Annotated in this window: 14 protein-coding genes; 8 read left to right on the top strand and 6 right to left on the bottom strand. The window is 69.6% G+C overall.

Annotated features, from left to right (window positions below):
• Positions 1-35: 35 nt before the first annotated feature.
• Complete coding sequence (locus ACWD4G_RS16930) at positions 36-464, top strand: VOC family protein (RefSeq protein WP_451293997.1); 429 nt, start codon at positions 36-38, stop codon at positions 462-464.
• 113 nt (positions 465-577) lie between these two features.
• Here ACWD4G_RS16930 and ACWD4G_RS16925 read toward each other — a convergent pair whose 3' ends face one another.
• Positions 578-1,132, bottom strand: coding sequence for a methylated-DNA--[protein]-cysteine S-methyltransferase (locus ACWD4G_RS16925; RefSeq protein ID WP_451293995.1), 555 nt, complete (start codon positions 1,130-1,132; stop codon positions 578-580).
• Between the two features lie 53 nt (positions 1,133-1,185).
• Positions 1,186-2,049 (bottom strand): glycerophosphodiester phosphodiesterase, encoded by an 864-nt coding sequence (locus ACWD4G_RS16920; protein ID WP_451293993.1) that lies wholly within the window; start codon positions 2,047-2,049, stop codon positions 1,186-1,188.
• Between the two features lie 280 nt (positions 2,050-2,329).
• On the opposite strand from ACWD4G_RS16920, the gene ACWD4G_RS16915 reads away from it, so the two are divergent.
• The 6 genes from ACWD4G_RS16915 to ACWD4G_RS16890 all read left to right on the top strand — a co-directional run bounded on the left by ACWD4G_RS16915 (position 2,330) and on the right by ACWD4G_RS16890 (position 10,701).
• Complete coding sequence (locus ACWD4G_RS16915) at positions 2,330-3,199, top strand: MHYT domain-containing protein (RefSeq protein ID WP_451293991.1); 870 nt, start codon at positions 2,330-2,332, stop codon at positions 3,197-3,199.
• A gap of 39 nt (positions 3,200-3,238) precedes the next feature.
• Entirely contained in the window at positions 3,239-5,368 is a 2,130-nt protein-coding gene (gene uvrB / locus ACWD4G_RS16910; protein WP_451293989.1) for an excinuclease ABC subunit UvrB, read from the top strand.
• A gap of 170 nt (positions 5,369-5,538) precedes the next feature.
• Positions 5,539-6,117 (top strand): TerD family protein, encoded by a 579-nt coding sequence (locus tag ACWD4G_RS16905; RefSeq protein ID WP_451293987.1) that lies wholly within the window; start codon positions 5,539-5,541, stop codon positions 6,115-6,117.
• Between the two features lie 45 nt (positions 6,118-6,162).
• Positions 6,163-8,172, top strand: coding sequence for a TerD family protein (locus ACWD4G_RS16900; RefSeq protein ID WP_451293985.1), 2,010 nt, complete (start codon positions 6,163-6,165; stop codon positions 8,170-8,172).
• 284 nt (positions 8,173-8,456) lie between these two features.
• Positions 8,457-9,488, top strand: coding sequence for a TerC family protein (locus ACWD4G_RS16895; RefSeq protein ID WP_451293983.1), 1,032 nt, complete (start codon positions 8,457-8,459; stop codon positions 9,486-9,488).
• 112 nt (positions 9,489-9,600) lie between these two features.
• The gene (locus ACWD4G_RS16890) at positions 9,601-10,701 is read left to right on the top strand and encodes a calcium:proton antiporter (protein WP_451293981.1); all 1,101 of its coding nucleotides are present in this window, start codon (positions 9,601-9,603) and stop codon (positions 10,699-10,701) included.
• 8 nt (positions 10,702-10,709) lie between these two features.
• On the opposite strand, the gene ACWD4G_RS16885 is transcribed toward ACWD4G_RS16890, so the two are convergent.
• Positions 10,710-11,987 carry an MFS transporter gene (locus ACWD4G_RS16885; protein ID WP_451294400.1) on the bottom strand — a complete coding sequence of 426 codons (1,278 nt, stop codon included), beginning with the start codon at positions 11,985-11,987 and terminating at the stop codon, positions 10,710-10,712.
• A gap of 272 nt (positions 11,988-12,259) precedes the next feature.
• Between ACWD4G_RS16885 and aroQ the strand changes: the two genes are divergently transcribed.
• Positions 12,260-12,733 carry a type II 3-dehydroquinate dehydratase gene (aroQ, locus tag ACWD4G_RS16880; RefSeq protein WP_451293979.1) on the top strand — a complete coding sequence of 158 codons (474 nt, stop codon included), beginning with the start codon at positions 12,260-12,262 and terminating at the stop codon, positions 12,731-12,733.
• Positions 12,734-12,813: 80 nt separating this feature from the next.
• On the opposite strand, the gene ACWD4G_RS16875 is transcribed toward aroQ, so the two are convergent.
• From ACWD4G_RS16875 to ACWD4G_RS16865, 3 genes are read right to left on the bottom strand one after another with little or no spacing between them, the layout of a single operon-like run.
• Entirely contained in the window at positions 12,814-13,596 is a 783-nt protein-coding gene (locus ACWD4G_RS16875) for an amino acid ABC transporter ATP-binding protein (RefSeq protein WP_451293977.1), read from the bottom strand.
• Positions 13,593-14,510, bottom strand: coding sequence for an amino acid ABC transporter permease (locus ACWD4G_RS16870; protein ID WP_451293975.1), 918 nt, complete (start codon positions 14,508-14,510; stop codon positions 13,593-13,595). The genes ACWD4G_RS16875 and ACWD4G_RS16870 overlap by 4 nt, the downstream gene beginning before the upstream one ends.
• A complete protein-coding gene (locus ACWD4G_RS16865) occupies positions 14,507-15,406 on the bottom strand; it encodes an ABC transporter substrate-binding protein (protein WP_451293973.1) in 900 nt (299 codons plus the stop codon). Before ACWD4G_RS16865 ends, ACWD4G_RS16870 begins: the two co-directional genes overlap by 4 nt.
• Between the last annotated feature and the right edge of the window lie 201 nt (positions 15,407-15,607).

Genomic DNA, 15,607 nt, shown 5'->3' with positions numbered 1-15,607 from the left:
TGCGCGCTGTGTCCCAGGACACCAGCCTGGAGTGCATGACGGACAACACGGCACGCCTCGACCACGTCGTCCTCTGGGTCCGGGAGCCGATCGCCGCGGCCGACTTCTACGAGAAGACCCTCGGCATGGAGCCCCTGAGAATCACCGAGTACTCCGCGGGACAGGTGTCCTTCCCCTCCGTACGCCTCAACGACGAGACCATCCTCGACCTCATGCCGCTCACCATGGCCGAGCACATGAAGATGCTGCCGGGAGCCGCCGACAGCGCGGGCCATCCGGTCAACCATGTCTGCGTCGCCCTGCCCTCCGAGGCATTCGACGAACTGAGGGCCCGCCTGGAGGAGCGGGCGGTGCCCGTCTCGGACATCTCCCACGACTCCTTCGGCGCCCGTGGCCCGGCCCGGCGCAGCTTCTACTTCCGTGATCCCGACGGCAACGTGTTCGAGGCACGCCACTACGACTAGCGCGAGGCCGAATGTTTTCGGACACCCTGCGCGTCACGGAACGGCCGCGCGACGTCCATGCGCCGGGACGGCGATCGTTCCCACGCCCCACGCACAGAACGCCCACATACCACTCAGAACAACGGCTCCGGAAGCACTCCTTCCAGTGCCAGCAGTTTCCGCTTGGTCTCCAAGCCGCCGCCGAACCCCCCGATGCCGCCATCGCTCTCGACGACCCGATGGCACGGCACCACCACCGGCAGCGGATTGGACCCCATCGCGATGCCGACCGCCTGGGCCGCGCCCGGCTGCCCGACCCGGCGGGCCAGGTCCCCGTAGCCCACGACCGAGCCGTACGGGACGCCGGAGGCCAGCTCGCGCAGCACCCGGCGGTTGAACCCGGAGATCAGCGACCAGTCCAGCGGCAGCTCGAAGTCCCGCCGCTCGCCCGCGAAATACGCCGCGACCTGATGTATCGCCTCGGCCAGGGCAGGCGCGCTCGGGGCCTCGACGGGTGTGGTGCCCAGGCGGGACGCGAGCCGGTCCAGCGCCTTGTCACGCACCTCGTCGGTGGCGTGGAACACGACGTTCACCAGGCCCTCGTTCGTGGCGGCCAGCAGCAGTGGACCGATGTCCGTGCCGACGACGGTCCACACGACCTGCTGCTCGTACTGCCCGTGGCTGTTCATGCGACCACCGTACGACCCGCCACTGACAACGCCCGCGCGGTCGGCCGAGGGCCTCAGCCCCGAGTGGCCTCCTCGATCACGTCCGGCTTGTTGGTGATGATGCCGTCCACGCCGTAGCCGGCCACCCGGCGGGCGTTGTCCGCGTCGTTGACGGTCCAGGTGAGGATCTCCAGCGGCTCTCCGTGGGGACCGTCGATCGTGTGGATGGCGGAGACATAGCTCTCGGAGATCGTCGTGTACGAGGAGTTGATCTGGTCGGCGAACGTCGCGTACTCCGGCAGGTCGGCGATGTTCGGGGTGCCCAGGAAGCCGGTCTTCACCCCGGGCCGCAGTTCGTGCACCCGCCGTACGGTGTCCGCGCTGAAGCTCTGGACGACCAGCCGGTTCGCCAGATGGTCCGGGGTGAGCCAGCCCTCGTTGGAGAGCACCTTCAGGGTCTCCTGTTCGATGCCCGGGTAGAGCTGGGGATTCTTGATCTCCAGGACGAGCTTTTGGTGATTGCGTGAAACCCGCCTCATGTACTGCTCCAGCGTCGGCACGCGCGCGCCCGCGTAGGCGTCGCCGAACCAACTGCCCGCGTCCAGCCGGGCGATCTCCGCGGCGGTGAAGTCCGCGACGTTCCAGGGAGCGCGCTCCGGGTACAGCTCCTCGACATCGGTCGTCCGCGCGAGCGTCGCGTCATGGAGGACGACGAGGCGGCCGTCCTTGGTGCGCTGGACATCGTTCTCGACCCAGGCGAAGCCCATCTCGGCCGCCTTGTCGACGGCGGCCAGGGTGTTCTCGGGCGCGTAGGCCGAGGCTCCTCGATGTGCGACGACCAGTGGACTGGTGGCCGCCTCGGCGGCGGAGGCGGGGACCATCAGAGCGGCGGCCCCCATGAACGCGGTGGTCGTCGCGGCAACTGCGCGCATCTGCATGCGTACTCCTCGCGTCGAGCGATCACGGTCGGTTCAAGCGTGACAGCAGAGGGTCAACGGCAGGAGGGTGCAGGATGGCCATGAATTGAATGGAGTTGCCCAAGTCCGCTCACGGGCACCGCACAAGTGGGGCAAGGGCGTGTTTCTTTGCCGGAAAATCGTTCGACCATTCCGGTGGGGGTCATACTCTCTGCGACAACCCTGACCGTTGTGGCGGTCCCGGGGGTGGGGGCAGTACAGGGAATCCAGGGACGCGACAGGGCGGGAAAGGCAGCCGCGCATGCAGGGCACGGTCGACGGCTTCAGCTACGGACTCGTCACACCGGTGGTGGCCTATCTCATGGCCTGCCTCGGGGGCGCACTGGGCCTGCGCTGCACCACGAGATCCATGCTGGCCGAAGGCCGCTGGCGCCTCGGCTGGCTCGCTCTCGGCTCGGCGGCCATCGGCTCCGGCATATGGACGATGCACTTCGTCGCGATGATGGGCTTCAAGGTCGTACAGACCCCCGTCAACTACGACGGGCTGACCACGTTCGCGAGCCTCGCCCTCGCGATCGTCATGGTCGGCGTCGGGATCTTCATGGTCGGCTCCAGGGGAGCCACCGGGGCCGCCCTCTTCACCGGTGGCACCATCACCGGCCTCGGCATCGCCTCCATGCACTACCTGGGCATGGCGGGGATGCGCCTCAACGGCAAGCTGGAGTACAACACCCTGACCGTGGCCGCCTCGGTCGTCATCGCCGTGGTGGCCGCCATCGCCGCCCTGTGGGCCGCGGGGCAGGTCAGGGGTTTCCTGTGGAGCGTGGGCGCCAGCCTCGTCATGGGCGTCGCCGTCAGCGGTATGCACTACACGGGCATGGCCGCCCTCAGCGTCCATCTGCACAGCCCCCAGGCCGTCACCCCGGCCGGTGACTCCTCCTCGGCCGTGCTGCTCGCCCCGCTGATCATCGGCCCCCTGGTCTTTCTGCTCCTCGCCGGCGTGGTCGTCATGTTCGACCCCTTCATGATCATGGGCAGGTTCCGCGGCAACCCCGGCGAGCGCCGCCCCGGCGTCCCGGCCCAGGCCACCGCGCGCACCGGCCGCCGCCCGCTGTCCGGGGCCGCTCGCGAACAGGGCGAGCCGCGCTCCCGCACCCCGCAGAACCGCTGATCGCAGCCCGTTGTCAGTGGGGGGTCGTACGGTGGTTGCATGCGGCCCGTTTCCAAGATCGAACGCACGGTGGCGCCCTTCGAGGTCGTCAGCCCCTACCAGCCGAACGGCGACCAGCCCACGGCCATCGCCGACCTCGCCCGGCGCGTCGAAGCAGGTGAGAAGGACGTCGTCCTGCTCGGCGCGACCGGCACCGGCAAGTCCGCCACCACCGCGTGGATGATCGAGAAGCTCCAGCGCCCCACCCTGGTGATGGCGCCGAACAAGACGCTGGCCGCCCAGCTGGCCAACGAGTTCCGCGAGCTCCTGCCGAACAACGCCGTCGAATACTTCGTCTCGTACTACGACTACTACCAACCCGAGGCCTACGTCCCCCAGTCGGACACCTACATCGAGAAGGACTCCTCGATCAACGAGGAGGTCGAGCGCCTGCGCCACTCCGCGACGAACTCGCTGCTCACCCGCCGCGACGTCGTCGTGGTCGCCTCGGTCTCCTGCATCTACGGCCTCGGCACACCCCAGGAGTACGTGGACCGGATGGTCCCACTCAGGGTCGGCGAGGAGCACGACCGGGACGAGCTGCTGCGCCGCTTCGTGGACATCCAGTACACGCGCAACGACCTGGCGTTCACCCGCGGCACCTTCCGCGTCCGGGGCGACACCATCGAGATCTTCCCGGTCTACGAGGAACTCGCGGTCCGCATCGAGATGTTCGGCGACGAGATCGAGGCCCTCTCCACCCTCCACCCGCTCACCGGCGAGATCATCAGCGACGACCAACAGCTGTACGTCTTCCCGGCCTCGCACTACGTCGCCGGCCCCGAGCGCATGGAGCGCGCGGTCAACGACATCGAGAAGGAACTGGGCGAGCGCCTGTCGGAGCTGGAGAAGCAGGGCAAGCTCCTGGAGGCCCAGCGGCTGCGCATGCGCACCACGTACGACATCGAGATGCTCCGCCAGATCGGCTCCTGCTCCGGCGTGGAGAACTACTCGATGCACTTCGACGGCCGCGAGCCCGGCTCCCCGCCGAACACACTTCTGGACTACTTCCCGGAGGACTTCCTCCTCGTCATCGACGAGTCCCATGTCACCGTGCCCCAGATCGGCGCCATGTACGAGGGCGACGCCTCCCGCAAGCGCACCCTCGTCGACCACGGCTTCCGGCTGCCGTCCGCGCTGGACAACCGCCCGCTGAAGTGGGAGGAGTTCCAGGAGCGCATCGGGCAGACGGTCTATCTCTCCGCGACGCCCGGGCAGTACGAGATGTCCCGCTCCGACGGCCAGGTCGAGCAGATCATCCGCCCCACCGGCCTGGTCGACCCCGAGGTCGTCGTCAAGCCGACCGAGGGGCAGATCGACGACCTGGTGCACGAGATCCGCAAGCGCACCGAGAAGGACGAGCGCGTCCTCGTCACCACGCTCACCAAGAAGATGGCCGAGGACCTCACCGACTACTTCTTGGAACTCGGCATCCAGGTCCGCTACCTCCACAGCGACGTCGACACCCTGCGCCGCGTCGAGCTGCTGCGCGAGCTGCGCTCCGGCGAGTACGACGTCCTGGTCGGCATCAACCTCCTCCGTGAGGGCCTCGACCTCCCCGAGGTCTCCCTGGTGGCGATCCTCGATGCCGACAAGGAGGGTTTCCTGCGCTCCGGCACCTCACTGATCCAGACCATCGGCCGCGCTGCGCGCAATGTCTCCGGCCAGGTCCATATGTACGCCGACAAGATCACCCCGGCGATGGAGAAGGCCATCGACGAGACCAACCGCCGCCGGGAGAAGCAGATCGCCTACAACAAGGCCAACGGCATCGATCCCCAGCCGCTGCGCAAGAAGATCAACGACATCGTCGCGCAGATCGCCCGCGAGGACATCGACACCGAGCAGCTGCTCGGCACGGGCTACCGCAAGGGCAAGGACGGCAAGGGCGCCAAGGCTCCCGTGCCCTCCCTCGGCGCCAAGGCGGCCAAGCCCGCCAAGGGCAAGGCCAAGGAGACGGTCCCCACCGACCGGCCCGCGGCCGATCTCGCCGAGCAGATCGAGGAGATGACGGCACGGATGCGCGCCGCGGCAGCGGATCTGCAGTTCGAGATCGCCGCCAGGCTGCGCGACGAGGTGTCCGAGATGAAGAAGGAACTGCGGCAGATGAAGGAGGCGGGCCTGGCCTGAGGGCCCGTAAGGGCGCCGGGGGACAGGACCGCCACCGGCGCGGGCGCACTGTGTTGCAAGACCGACACAAAGTGCGACACGGGCTGCGGCATTGTCAGTGCCGCTGCGTAAGGTGCTGCACATCCGCGGACTCCGCGGGAACAGGGGACGTTCGAGAGGGGAATCAGCGCGTGACCGTCAACATGACCAAGGGTCAGGCCATCAGTCTGCAGAAGAACGACGGGGGCAGTCTGACCGCGGTGCGCATGGGTCTCGGCTGGCAGGCTGCCCCCCGGCGTGGCCTGTTCGGGTCCCGTACCCGTGAGATCGACCTCGACGCCTCGGCCGTCCTCTTCGCGGACAAGCAGCCGGTCGACGTCGTCTTCTTCCGCCACCTGGTGAGCGACGACGGCTCCGTCCGTCACACCGGTGACAACCTGGTCGGCGGCGTCGGCCAGGGCGGGGACGACGAGGCGATCCTCGTCGACCTGGCCCGTGTCCCGGTACACATCGACCAGATCGTCTTCACCGTCAACTCCTTCACGGGCCAGACCTTCCAGGAGGTGCAGAACGCGTTCTGCCGTCTGGTCGACGAGACCAACGGCCAGGAGCTGGCCCGCTACACCCTGGCGGGCGGCGGCCAGTACACGGCCCAGATCATGGCGAAGGTGCACCGCGCGGGCGCCGGTTGGCAGATGACGGCCCTCGGCTCTCCCGCCAACGGCCGCACCTTCCAGGACCTGATGCCGGCCATCGTGCCGGTCCTGTAGACAGCCGACGCACCAGACTTCGAACAACACAGGGGGAGCGAGTCGATGACGGCCGAGCTGGTCCGGGGGCAGAACCATCCGCTGCCCGAGGCCCGACTGGAGATCCGGGTCTCGGCCGGTACGCCGATAGTGGCCGGAGCCACCCTCGGCGACGAGCACGGCCGGGTGCACGGAGTGGAGTGGGTGGCCCACCCGGGGGCGCCCACCCTGCCGGGCCTGGAGGTGTCCAGGCAGGCCGCGGCCGACCACCGTCTCGCCGTGGACCTGGACGCCCTCGCACTGTCGGTGCACCGGGTGAGCGTGCTGCTCGCGCTGCCTCCGGGGACGGGCGGCCCCGTACGGTTCGGCGCCGTCGCCGCCCCCTTCGTCGCGGTCACCGGCCTCGACGGCACCGAAGTCGCCAGCTACACCCTGACCGGACTCGACACCGAGTCGGCCGTCATCGCCCTGGAGCTGTACCGCAGGCAGGGCGCCTGGAAGGTGCGCGCGATCGGCCAGGGGTACGCGGGCGGCCTCGCGGAGCTGCTGGCCGACCAGGGCCTGGCCGAGGCCCAGCGGCTCTCGGGCAGCATCCACGAGGCGGTGGCCCAGGGCCTCGCCCGCTCGGTCGCCGCACCCCCGCCCCGTCTGCCCGACACCGAGCGCCCCCGGCAGACCGCAGCCCCCGCGCCGGGCCCGGACCAGACGCACGGCGGTACGACACCGCAGGGCGCCACCGGGAGCACGGCGCCCTCACAGGGCCCCCAGCAGCCGACCTCGCCGTACGGCGCCACACCCCCGTACGGCTCGACGGGCAGCCCGGACGCCACCCAGCCCACGGCGCCCGCAGCCGGCGGCCCCGTCAACTACAGCCACCCCCGGCGGCAGAACACCGCGCCGCCCCCGCCTCCGCCGACCGCGCCCCCGGCCCAGCCCGGACAGCCCGCGCAGCCCGTCGCCGGTGACGCGACCGGCTGGTCCATGGAGGAGCGGCTCTACAACCAGGTGTGGGGCATGTTCGAGGACCTGGCCCGCGCCACGGCCGCGTACCGCAGCGCCGTCGACTTCGCCGAGTCCCGTATGGAGCAGGAGCTGGACAAGGTCCTCTCCGACCCTCGTAGCCGTATCGGAGGGCAGGGCGACGCCGCGCGTGAGGCCGCCCGGGCCAAGCAGGCCCACCTCGTCGACCAGGCCCGAGAGGCCCTCGACCGGGATCTCGCCCAGCTCCGTGCCGAGGTCGACGTCGTCGAGCCCGCGCTGCCGGTGGCGTACGCGAGCTGGGACAACCCGGTGTGGCACGGGTACCGGGTGCCGATGGAGATCCCCATGGCCCTGCGCCTGGGCGACCTGCATCTGCCGGAGAGTGCGGACCTGCGCATTCCGATGCTGGTCCGGCTGCCGCTGGAGCGTGGCCTGTGGATCGACAGCGGACGCTCCGGCTCCCGGGACCCACTCGCCGACTCCGATCAACTGCGCCGCCTCGCGCTGGACACGGCGGTGGCGCTGGCCGCGCGGCTCCTCGCGGTCCACCCGCCCGGTGAGTTCGCGGTCCATGTCATCGATCCGGCCGGGGCGGGAGTCTCCGCGCTGGCGCCGCTGGTGCGGTCCGGGGTTCTCGCCGGACCGCCGGCCGCCGGCGCCGCAGGCGTCGCGGACGTCCTCGGGCGGCTCACCCAGCGGGTCGACCTGGTGCAGATGGCGGTGCGCGGTGGTGCGGCCGACTCCTTGCCGCCGGGCTTCGACACCTCCGAGCAACTGCTGATCGTCCATGACTTCCCGCACGGTTTCGACGACCGGGCCGTCACCCAGCTCCGCTATCTCGCGGACGAGGGCCCGGCCGTGGGCGTCCATCTGATGATGGTGGCGGATCGCGAGGAGGCCTCCGCCTACGGGCCGTTGCTCGACCCGCTGTGGCGTTCGCTACTGCGACTGACGCCCACGCCCGACGACCACCTGGCCGACCCGTGGGTCGGGCACGCGTGGACCTACGAGCCCTCGCGCATCCCATCCGGCAGCCAGGTTCTGCAGAACGTCCTCGACCAGGTCGCGGACGCCCGCCGTTCCTGGAACAGGTGAGGGACCGAGCCTGCATCAAGAGCTGGCAAAGCCCCTTGACCTGCTGTTTTGATCCTTTCTTTGCCTGCCCCTTTACCTATTCTTGGTGAATGGGTATGCTCGTATGAGCGGAGGGGAGTACTCCCTGTTTGCTGCGGCGTACCCGTCAATACGGATCAATCCAGATCCCGGGGCGTCGGCCCGGCGGCACCAGGTGCGATGGAAAGCGCCTCGGAGGACCGGGTGGAAGAGACCTCCGGTAGCGATGACGCTGAAATTTGCCGTTACGTACTGCCGGAGGCGCAGTGGATGTTTCCGCGACCCTGTGGGTCCTGACTGTTGTGGGCCTTGCCGCCCTCATCGCGGTCGATTTCTTCATCGGCCGCAAGCCGCATGACGTGTCCATCAAGGAAGCCGGAATCTGGACGGTCGTCTGGATCGTCCTGGCCGCCCTCTTCGGACTCGGGCTGCTCGTCTTCGCCGGTGGCCAGCCGGCCGGAGAGTTCTTCGCGGGCTTCATCACCGAGAAGTCCCTGAGCGTCGACAACCTCTTCGTCTTCGTCCTGATCATGGCGAAGTTCTCGGTGCCGTCGCAGTACCAGCAGCGGGTCCTGCTCGTCGGTGTGCTGATCGCCCTGGTGCTCCGCGCGATATTCATCGCCGCGGGCGCGGCGATCATCTCCAGCTTCGCCTGGGTCTTCTACATCTTCGGCGCGTTCCTGATCTACACCGCCTGGAAGCTGATCCAGGAGGCCAGGGCCGACGAGCAGGAGGAGGAGTGGGAGGAGAACAAGCTCCTCAAGGCCGCCGAGAAGCGCTTCGGTGTCGCCGACAGCTACCACGGCACCAAGCTGTGGATCGAGCGGAACGGCAAGCGCGTGATGACGCCGATGCTGGTCGTCATGCTCGCGATCGGCACCACCGACGTGCTCTTCGCCCTGGACTCGATCCCGGCGATCTTCGGTCTGACCCAGGACCCGTACATCGTGTTCACGGCCAACGCGTTCGCGCTGATGGGCCTGCGGCAGTTGTACTTCCTCATCGGCGGTCTGCTGAAGAAGCTGGTCCACCTCTCCTACGGTCTGTCCGTCATCCTCGGCTTCATCGGTGTGAAGCTGGTACTGCACGCGCTGCACGAGTCCGGCGTCCACGTCCCCGAGATCTCCATCCCGGTCTCGCTCGGCGTGATCTGCTCGGTCCTGATCGTCACCACGATCACCAGCCTGATGGCCTCCAAGAAGCAGGCGCGGACCGAGGCCGAGCAGAAGGCCGCCGATGAGAAGGCCGGCGGCGACGAGCAGGCCGAGGGCGCCGAGAAGGACAGCGTCGGGGCCTGACAGCCGTAGGCGCCGCACCGTGAACGCATGATCGGGCCCCGCACGACGAACGACGCAGTACCACGGCGTCGACCGGAGTGCGGGGCCCTTTCACGTCTGAAAGGATCACCGCATGCCCGTTCGGCTCCGGTCGCTCGCCACGCGCTGGACAGCCGTCGTCCCGATCGCCGCGGTCGTCCTGCTGGTCCTCACCTGGGGGCGCGATCTGCCCGGGGCCCTCGTCGCCCTGGTGACGCTGGTGCTCGCGGGAGCCGTACTCGCGGCCGTACACCACGCCGAGGTCATCGCTCACCGGGTCGGCGAGCCGTTCGGTTCCCTCGTCCTCGCCATCGCCGTCACGATCATCGAGGTCGCGCTGATCGTCACGCTCATGGCCGACGGCGGCGACAAGAGCTCCACCCTCGCCCGCGACACCGTCTTCGCGGCCGTGATGATCACCTGCAACGGCATCGTCGGTGTCTGTCTGCTCGTCGCCTCGCTGCGGCACGGGCTCGCGGTCTTCAACCCGGAGGGCACGGGCGCCGCCCTCGCCACCGTCGCGACGCTGGCCACGCTCAGTCTGGTCCTGCCCACCTTCACCACCAGCAAGCCGGGCCCGGAGTTCTCCACCGGCCAGCTCACCTTCGCGGCGCTGGCCTCACTGGCCCTGTACGGGCTGTTCGTAGCGACCCAGACCGTGCGCCACCGGGACTACTTCCTGCCGATCACCCGCCACGGCGAGGTGATCACCGCCGATGATCACGCCGAGGCGCCCACCGGCCGTACCGCCGCGATCAGCCTCGTACTGCTCGGTCTCGCGCTCGTCGGAGTCGTCGGCCTCGCCAAGGGCGTCTCGCCGACCATCGAGTCCGGTGTCGAGGCGGCGGGGCTGCCGCATGCCGTGGTCGGTGTGATCATCGCGCTGCTCGTGCTGCTCCCCGAGACCATCGCCGCGCTGCGCGCCGCCCGCCGCGACCGCGTCCAGACCAGCCTCAACCTCGCCCTCGGCTCCGCGATGGCCAGCATCGGACTGACCATCCCGGCCGTGGCCCTGGCCTCGGTCTGGCTCTCTGGACCGCTCGTCCTCGGCCTGGGCGCCACGCACATGGTGCTGCTCGCCCTGACCGTCGTCGTGGCCTCCCTGACGGTCGTGCCCGGGCGTGCGACACCGCTCCAGGGTGGCGTCCACCTCGTGCTGTTCGCGGCGTATCTGGAGCTGGCGGTGAATCCGTAGGGGTACCCTCACCCCGTCGCGGCCTCCGCCGCCTCCCCCGAGGCGCTGGGCACCGGATGGGTCTCCGGCAGCAGGGCGAAGCAGGTGAGGCTCAGCAGCGCGATGCCCGTCAGATAGGCGCCCACGCCCCAGGGCACGCGTCCGCCCTGGGCCACGGCGGTGGCGACGATCGGGGTGAGGGCGCCGCCGAGCACACCGCCGAGGTTGTAGCCCACCGCGGCTCCCGTGCAGCGCACCCGGGGCTCGTACAGCTCCGGCAGATACGCGGCGATCACGGCGAACATCGTGACGAACGCCAGCATCGCCACCAGGAAACCGAAGAAGATCAGCAGGGGTTCGCCCGTCGCCAGCAGGGCGACCATGGGGAACATCCACAGCACGGTGACACCACAGCCGATCAGGCACATCGGGCGCCGCCCGTACCGGTCGCCGAGCACCGCGGCCACCGGGGTGAGGACGCCCTTCACCACGACGACGCCCATGATGCAGGTCAGCATGACGGTACGACTGATGCCGAGCCGCTCGGTGCCGTAGGCCAGGGACCAGGTCGTCACCGAGTAGAACACCGCGTATCCGATGGAGAGGGCGCCCGCCGTCAGCAGGACGAGCCGCCAGTGGCCGCGCACCACCTCGGCGAGCGGCACGCGCGCGTGGTCGTCGATGTCGAGGAACTGGGGGCTCTCCGTGATCGACGAGCGCAGCCACAGCCCGGCCACGGCCAGCACCCCCGCCGCCCAGAACGGCACCCGCCAGCCCCACGCGGTGAACTGGGCGTCCGTCAGGCCCGCCGACAGCGCCAGCATCACGCCGTTGGCCAGGAGGAACCCCACCGCCGGACCCACTTGGGGGAAGCTCGACCAGAGCCCGCGTCGATGGGCCGGCGCGTGCTCCGCCGTCAGCAGCACCGCCCCGCCCCACTCGCCGCCGAGCCCCAGCCCCTGCAGAAAGCGCAGGACGAGCAGGAGGAAGGGGGCGGCCACCCCGATCGAGTCGAACGTGGGGACGCAGCCCACGGCCACGGTCGCGCCGCCGGTCAGCAGCAGGGAGGCGACGAGGACCGGCCGCCGCCCGTGCCGGTCCCCGATGTGCCCGAACAGCACCGAGCCCAACGGTCTTGCCACGAAGCCGACCCCGAAGGTCGCGAAGGCCGCGAGGGTCCCCGCAAGCGGCGAGAACGTCGGGAAGAACAGCGGCCCCAGCACGAGGGCGGCGGCCGTCCCGTAGACGAAGAAGTCGTAGAACTCGATGGCTGTCCCGGCGAGCGAGGCGGCGGCGAGCCGCAGCATGGACGGCGGTTTCACGGCGCGTTTACTGTGCATAGCCGATCAACTACCCATAGTGACGGGCGGTTTACGGGGGCGTGCGGAGGCGCGTTCGACGTCAATGTGTCCCAGGAGGCGTCAACGGCCATCAGTGAGTCACTGTGATGCGCCGGGCGGGCCCATGACCGGCATGGTCATGCGGGGAGACCACGCTTCTCGCCCCGCGGGTCCACCGTGATAGACCGGGGCGAGCAGCGGTCCCGACGGGCCGCCCACCCCGACGGACCGGAGGAACCGTGACCCGCACCCTGGCCAACGCCCCGATCATGATCCTCAACGGCCCCAACCTGAATCTCCTGGGCCAGCGGCAGCCCGAGATCTACGGGTCCGACACCCTCGCCGACGTCGAGGCCATGTGCGCCAAGGCGGCGGCCGCGCACGGCGGCACGGTGGACTTCCGGCAGTCCAACCACGAGGGGGAACTGGTCGACTGGATTCACGAGGCGCGGCTCGACCACTGCGGGATCGTCATCAACCCCGGCGCCTACTCCCATACGTCGGTCGCGATTCTGGACGCGCTCAACACCTGCGACGGACTGCCCGTCCTGGAGGTCCACATCTCCAACATCCACAAGCGTGAGACCTTCCGTCACCACTCGTACGTCTCCCTGCGTGCCGACGGGGTCATCGCCGGGTGCGGGGTGCAGGGCTACGTCTTCGGTGTGGAGCGGGTCGCCGCCCTGGCGGGGGCGGGCAAGGCGGAGGCGTAGATACGGTTTTCGGGGCGACGGCGGGCGAGGCGTGTCCCAGCAGGCGGCGGTGTAAGTCCCGTCGTCCTGGTGCACGCCCCTTACAGGCGGCCCGCCTCCACGATCCGGCTCAGGAAGCGCCGGGTGCGCTCCTGTTGAGGGTCGCCGAAGATCTCCTCGGCGGTTCCACGCTCCAGCACCACCCCTCCGTCCAGAAAACAAACCTGGTCGGCGACGTCCCGCGCGAAGCCCATCTCGTGCGTGGCGAGCACCATGGTCATCCCGTCGCTCTTCAAGTCCCGCACGACGTTCAGGACCTCTCCCACCAGCTCGGGGTCGAGAGCGGCGGTGATCTCGTCGAGCAGCAGCAGCCGGGGTCGTACGGCCAACGCGCGGACGATGGCGACGCGTTGCTGCTGACCGCCGCTGAGCCGGTCCGGGTACTCGCCCGCCTTGGCGGCCAGCCCCAGCCGGTCGAGCAGCTCACGGGCCCGCCCCTCCGCCTCGGCGCGGCCCACCCCGTGCACCCGGCGCGGGGCCAGCGTGATGTTGTCCAGGACCGTCATGTGCGGGAAGAGGTTGTACGACTGGAAGACCACCCCGATACGGCGCCGTACCGCGTCCTGGTCGACGCGCGGATCGGTGATCTCCTCGCCGTCCAGCCAGATCGCCCCGTCGTCGATGTCCTCCAGGAGGTTGGCACAGCGCAGCAGCGTCGACTTGCCCGACCCGGAGGCTCCGATCAGCGCGGTCACGGTGTGCGGGGCGACCTCCAGGTCGACGTCCCGCAGGACGACCGAGCCGCCGAAGGTCTTACGGACGGACTCCATCCGCAACACCGGGGAGCCGGGGGCAGCGGCGGGCGTGGTGGAGCTGTCGCTCATGGCGTCCCTCCCTGGGCCCGCTGCCGGTCCATCCGGGCCGTGACCCAGTCGGTGAAGCGGGTCATCGGGATGGTCAGGGCGACGAAGACCAGTCCCGCGACGATGTGCGGCGTGTAGTTGAGGCTGCGGCCCACGATGATGTCGGCGGCGCGTACGGCGTCGATCGCGCCGCCGATCGAGACCAGACCGGTGTCCTTCTGCAGCGACACCAGGTCGTTGAGGAGCGGCGGCACCTGACGGCGTACCGCCTGGGGGAGGACGACGTGGCGCAGCGCCTGCCGGTTGGTCAGGCCCAGCGAGCGTGCCGCCGCCCGCTGCGAGGGGTGCACGGACTCGATGCCGGCCCGGAACACCTCGGCGACGTACGCCGAGTACGTGAGCGTCAGCGCGGTCCCGCCGAGCAGTACCGGATCGACGGTCACGCCCTGGAGGCGCAGCGCCGGGACGCCCAGGACGACGATCATCAGGTTGATGATCAGCGGCAGTCCGCGGAAGAAGTCGGTGTACGCGGCGGCCAGCGCCCGCAACGGGAAGAACACCGGGCCGCGCAGCGTGCGCGCGACCGCGATCAGCATGCCGAGGACGAGCACGGCGACGCCGCACACCAGCAGCAGCCGGACGTTCAGCCAGAGCCCTTCGAGGACCTTGGGCAGCGCCTCGCGCGCGTACTCGGCGCTGAAGAACGTCTCCTTGGTGCGCGGCCAGCCGGGCGCGTTGACGACGACCAGGTACAGGACGACGGCCGTGACCAGCGTTGACAGCGCGGCGATGCCGGTGGCGCGGCGGGCCCGGGCGCGCTTGTAGCGCTCCCGGTCGAGCCGTCGCCGGGAGGGCGCGTATCCGTCGTCCGCGCGGGGCATGCCCCCGCCGTCGTCGGCGCCCTCCGGGCCCGACCGCTGCTTCACGACGGTCACTTGAGCACCGGGGCGTCGACGGCGTCGGAGAGCCACTGCTGCTCGATCTTCGCCAGCGTGCCGTCCTCACGCAGGGCGTCGACAGCGGCGCTCACACAGGACGTCAGGGCGCTGCCCTTGTCGAGGACGAGACCGAACTGTTCCGGCGTACCGCCCTGGTTCTCGAACTGTCCGACGATCTCGGCGTCCGTGACCTCGGCGGCAGTGATGTAGAAGGCGGTCGGCAGATCGACGACAATGGCGTCGATCTGGCCGTTCTGGAGGGCGGACTTGGCCTGGTCGTTCTTCGCGTACGCGGCCGGCTCCTGGGAGGGCTTCACCACGTCCTCGATGTAGTTCAGGCTGGTGGTGCCGACCTGGGCGCCCAGATGCAGACCCTTGAGGTCCGCGATGCCAGTCGCCTTCGCGGCCTTGGAGTCCTTCAGGGCGATCACGGCCTGGCGCACGTCGTAGTAGCCCGAGGAGAAGTCGACGGCCTTCTTGCGCTCGTCGCTGATCGACACCTGGTTGATGTCGAAGTCGAACGTCTTCTCACCGGGCGCGAACGCCTTGTTGAAGGGCACGCTCTGCCAGACGACGTCCCCCTTGCCGTAGCCGAGCTGCTTCGCCACGGCGTACGCGACCGCCGACTCGAAGCCCTCGCCGTTCTTGGGGTCGTCGTCCTTGAACCACGGTTCGTACGCGGGGGAGTCGGTGGCTATGGTCAGCTTCCCGGCGGTCTCGGTGCCCAACTCGCCCTTGGCGCAGGACGCGCCGGACGTCGAGGCGGAGGCGGAGCCGGACGTGTCCTCCTCCGACTGCGGGGCACAGCCCACCGCGACGGTGGCGAACAGGGCGACGACGGCGGCGGACGCGGCACGGCGCGGCGAGCGTGGGGCGCGGAGGACAAGAGGCATGGCGTGAGATTGACAGCGCCACGTCCGGTTTGTCGAGGTCGCCCAGGCGATTGTCCGCATAGTGGGAACCGGTGTTGCCATGGTGTGAACGCCTGGTGAGAGCATCGGAGTGCGCTTGTCGGGCCCTGCCGGAGAGCGCCCACGGCGCGGTGCGGGCGGGTGCCGCCGGCCGAGGGCGGGGTTGGAGAGGCCGGCGGCCCA

The sequence above is a fragment of the Streptomyces sp. NPDC002643 genome (assembly GCF_053592555.1).
Note: the sequence above shows the minus strand (reverse complement) of the source record. Positions and strands in the feature narration are given on the sequence as shown.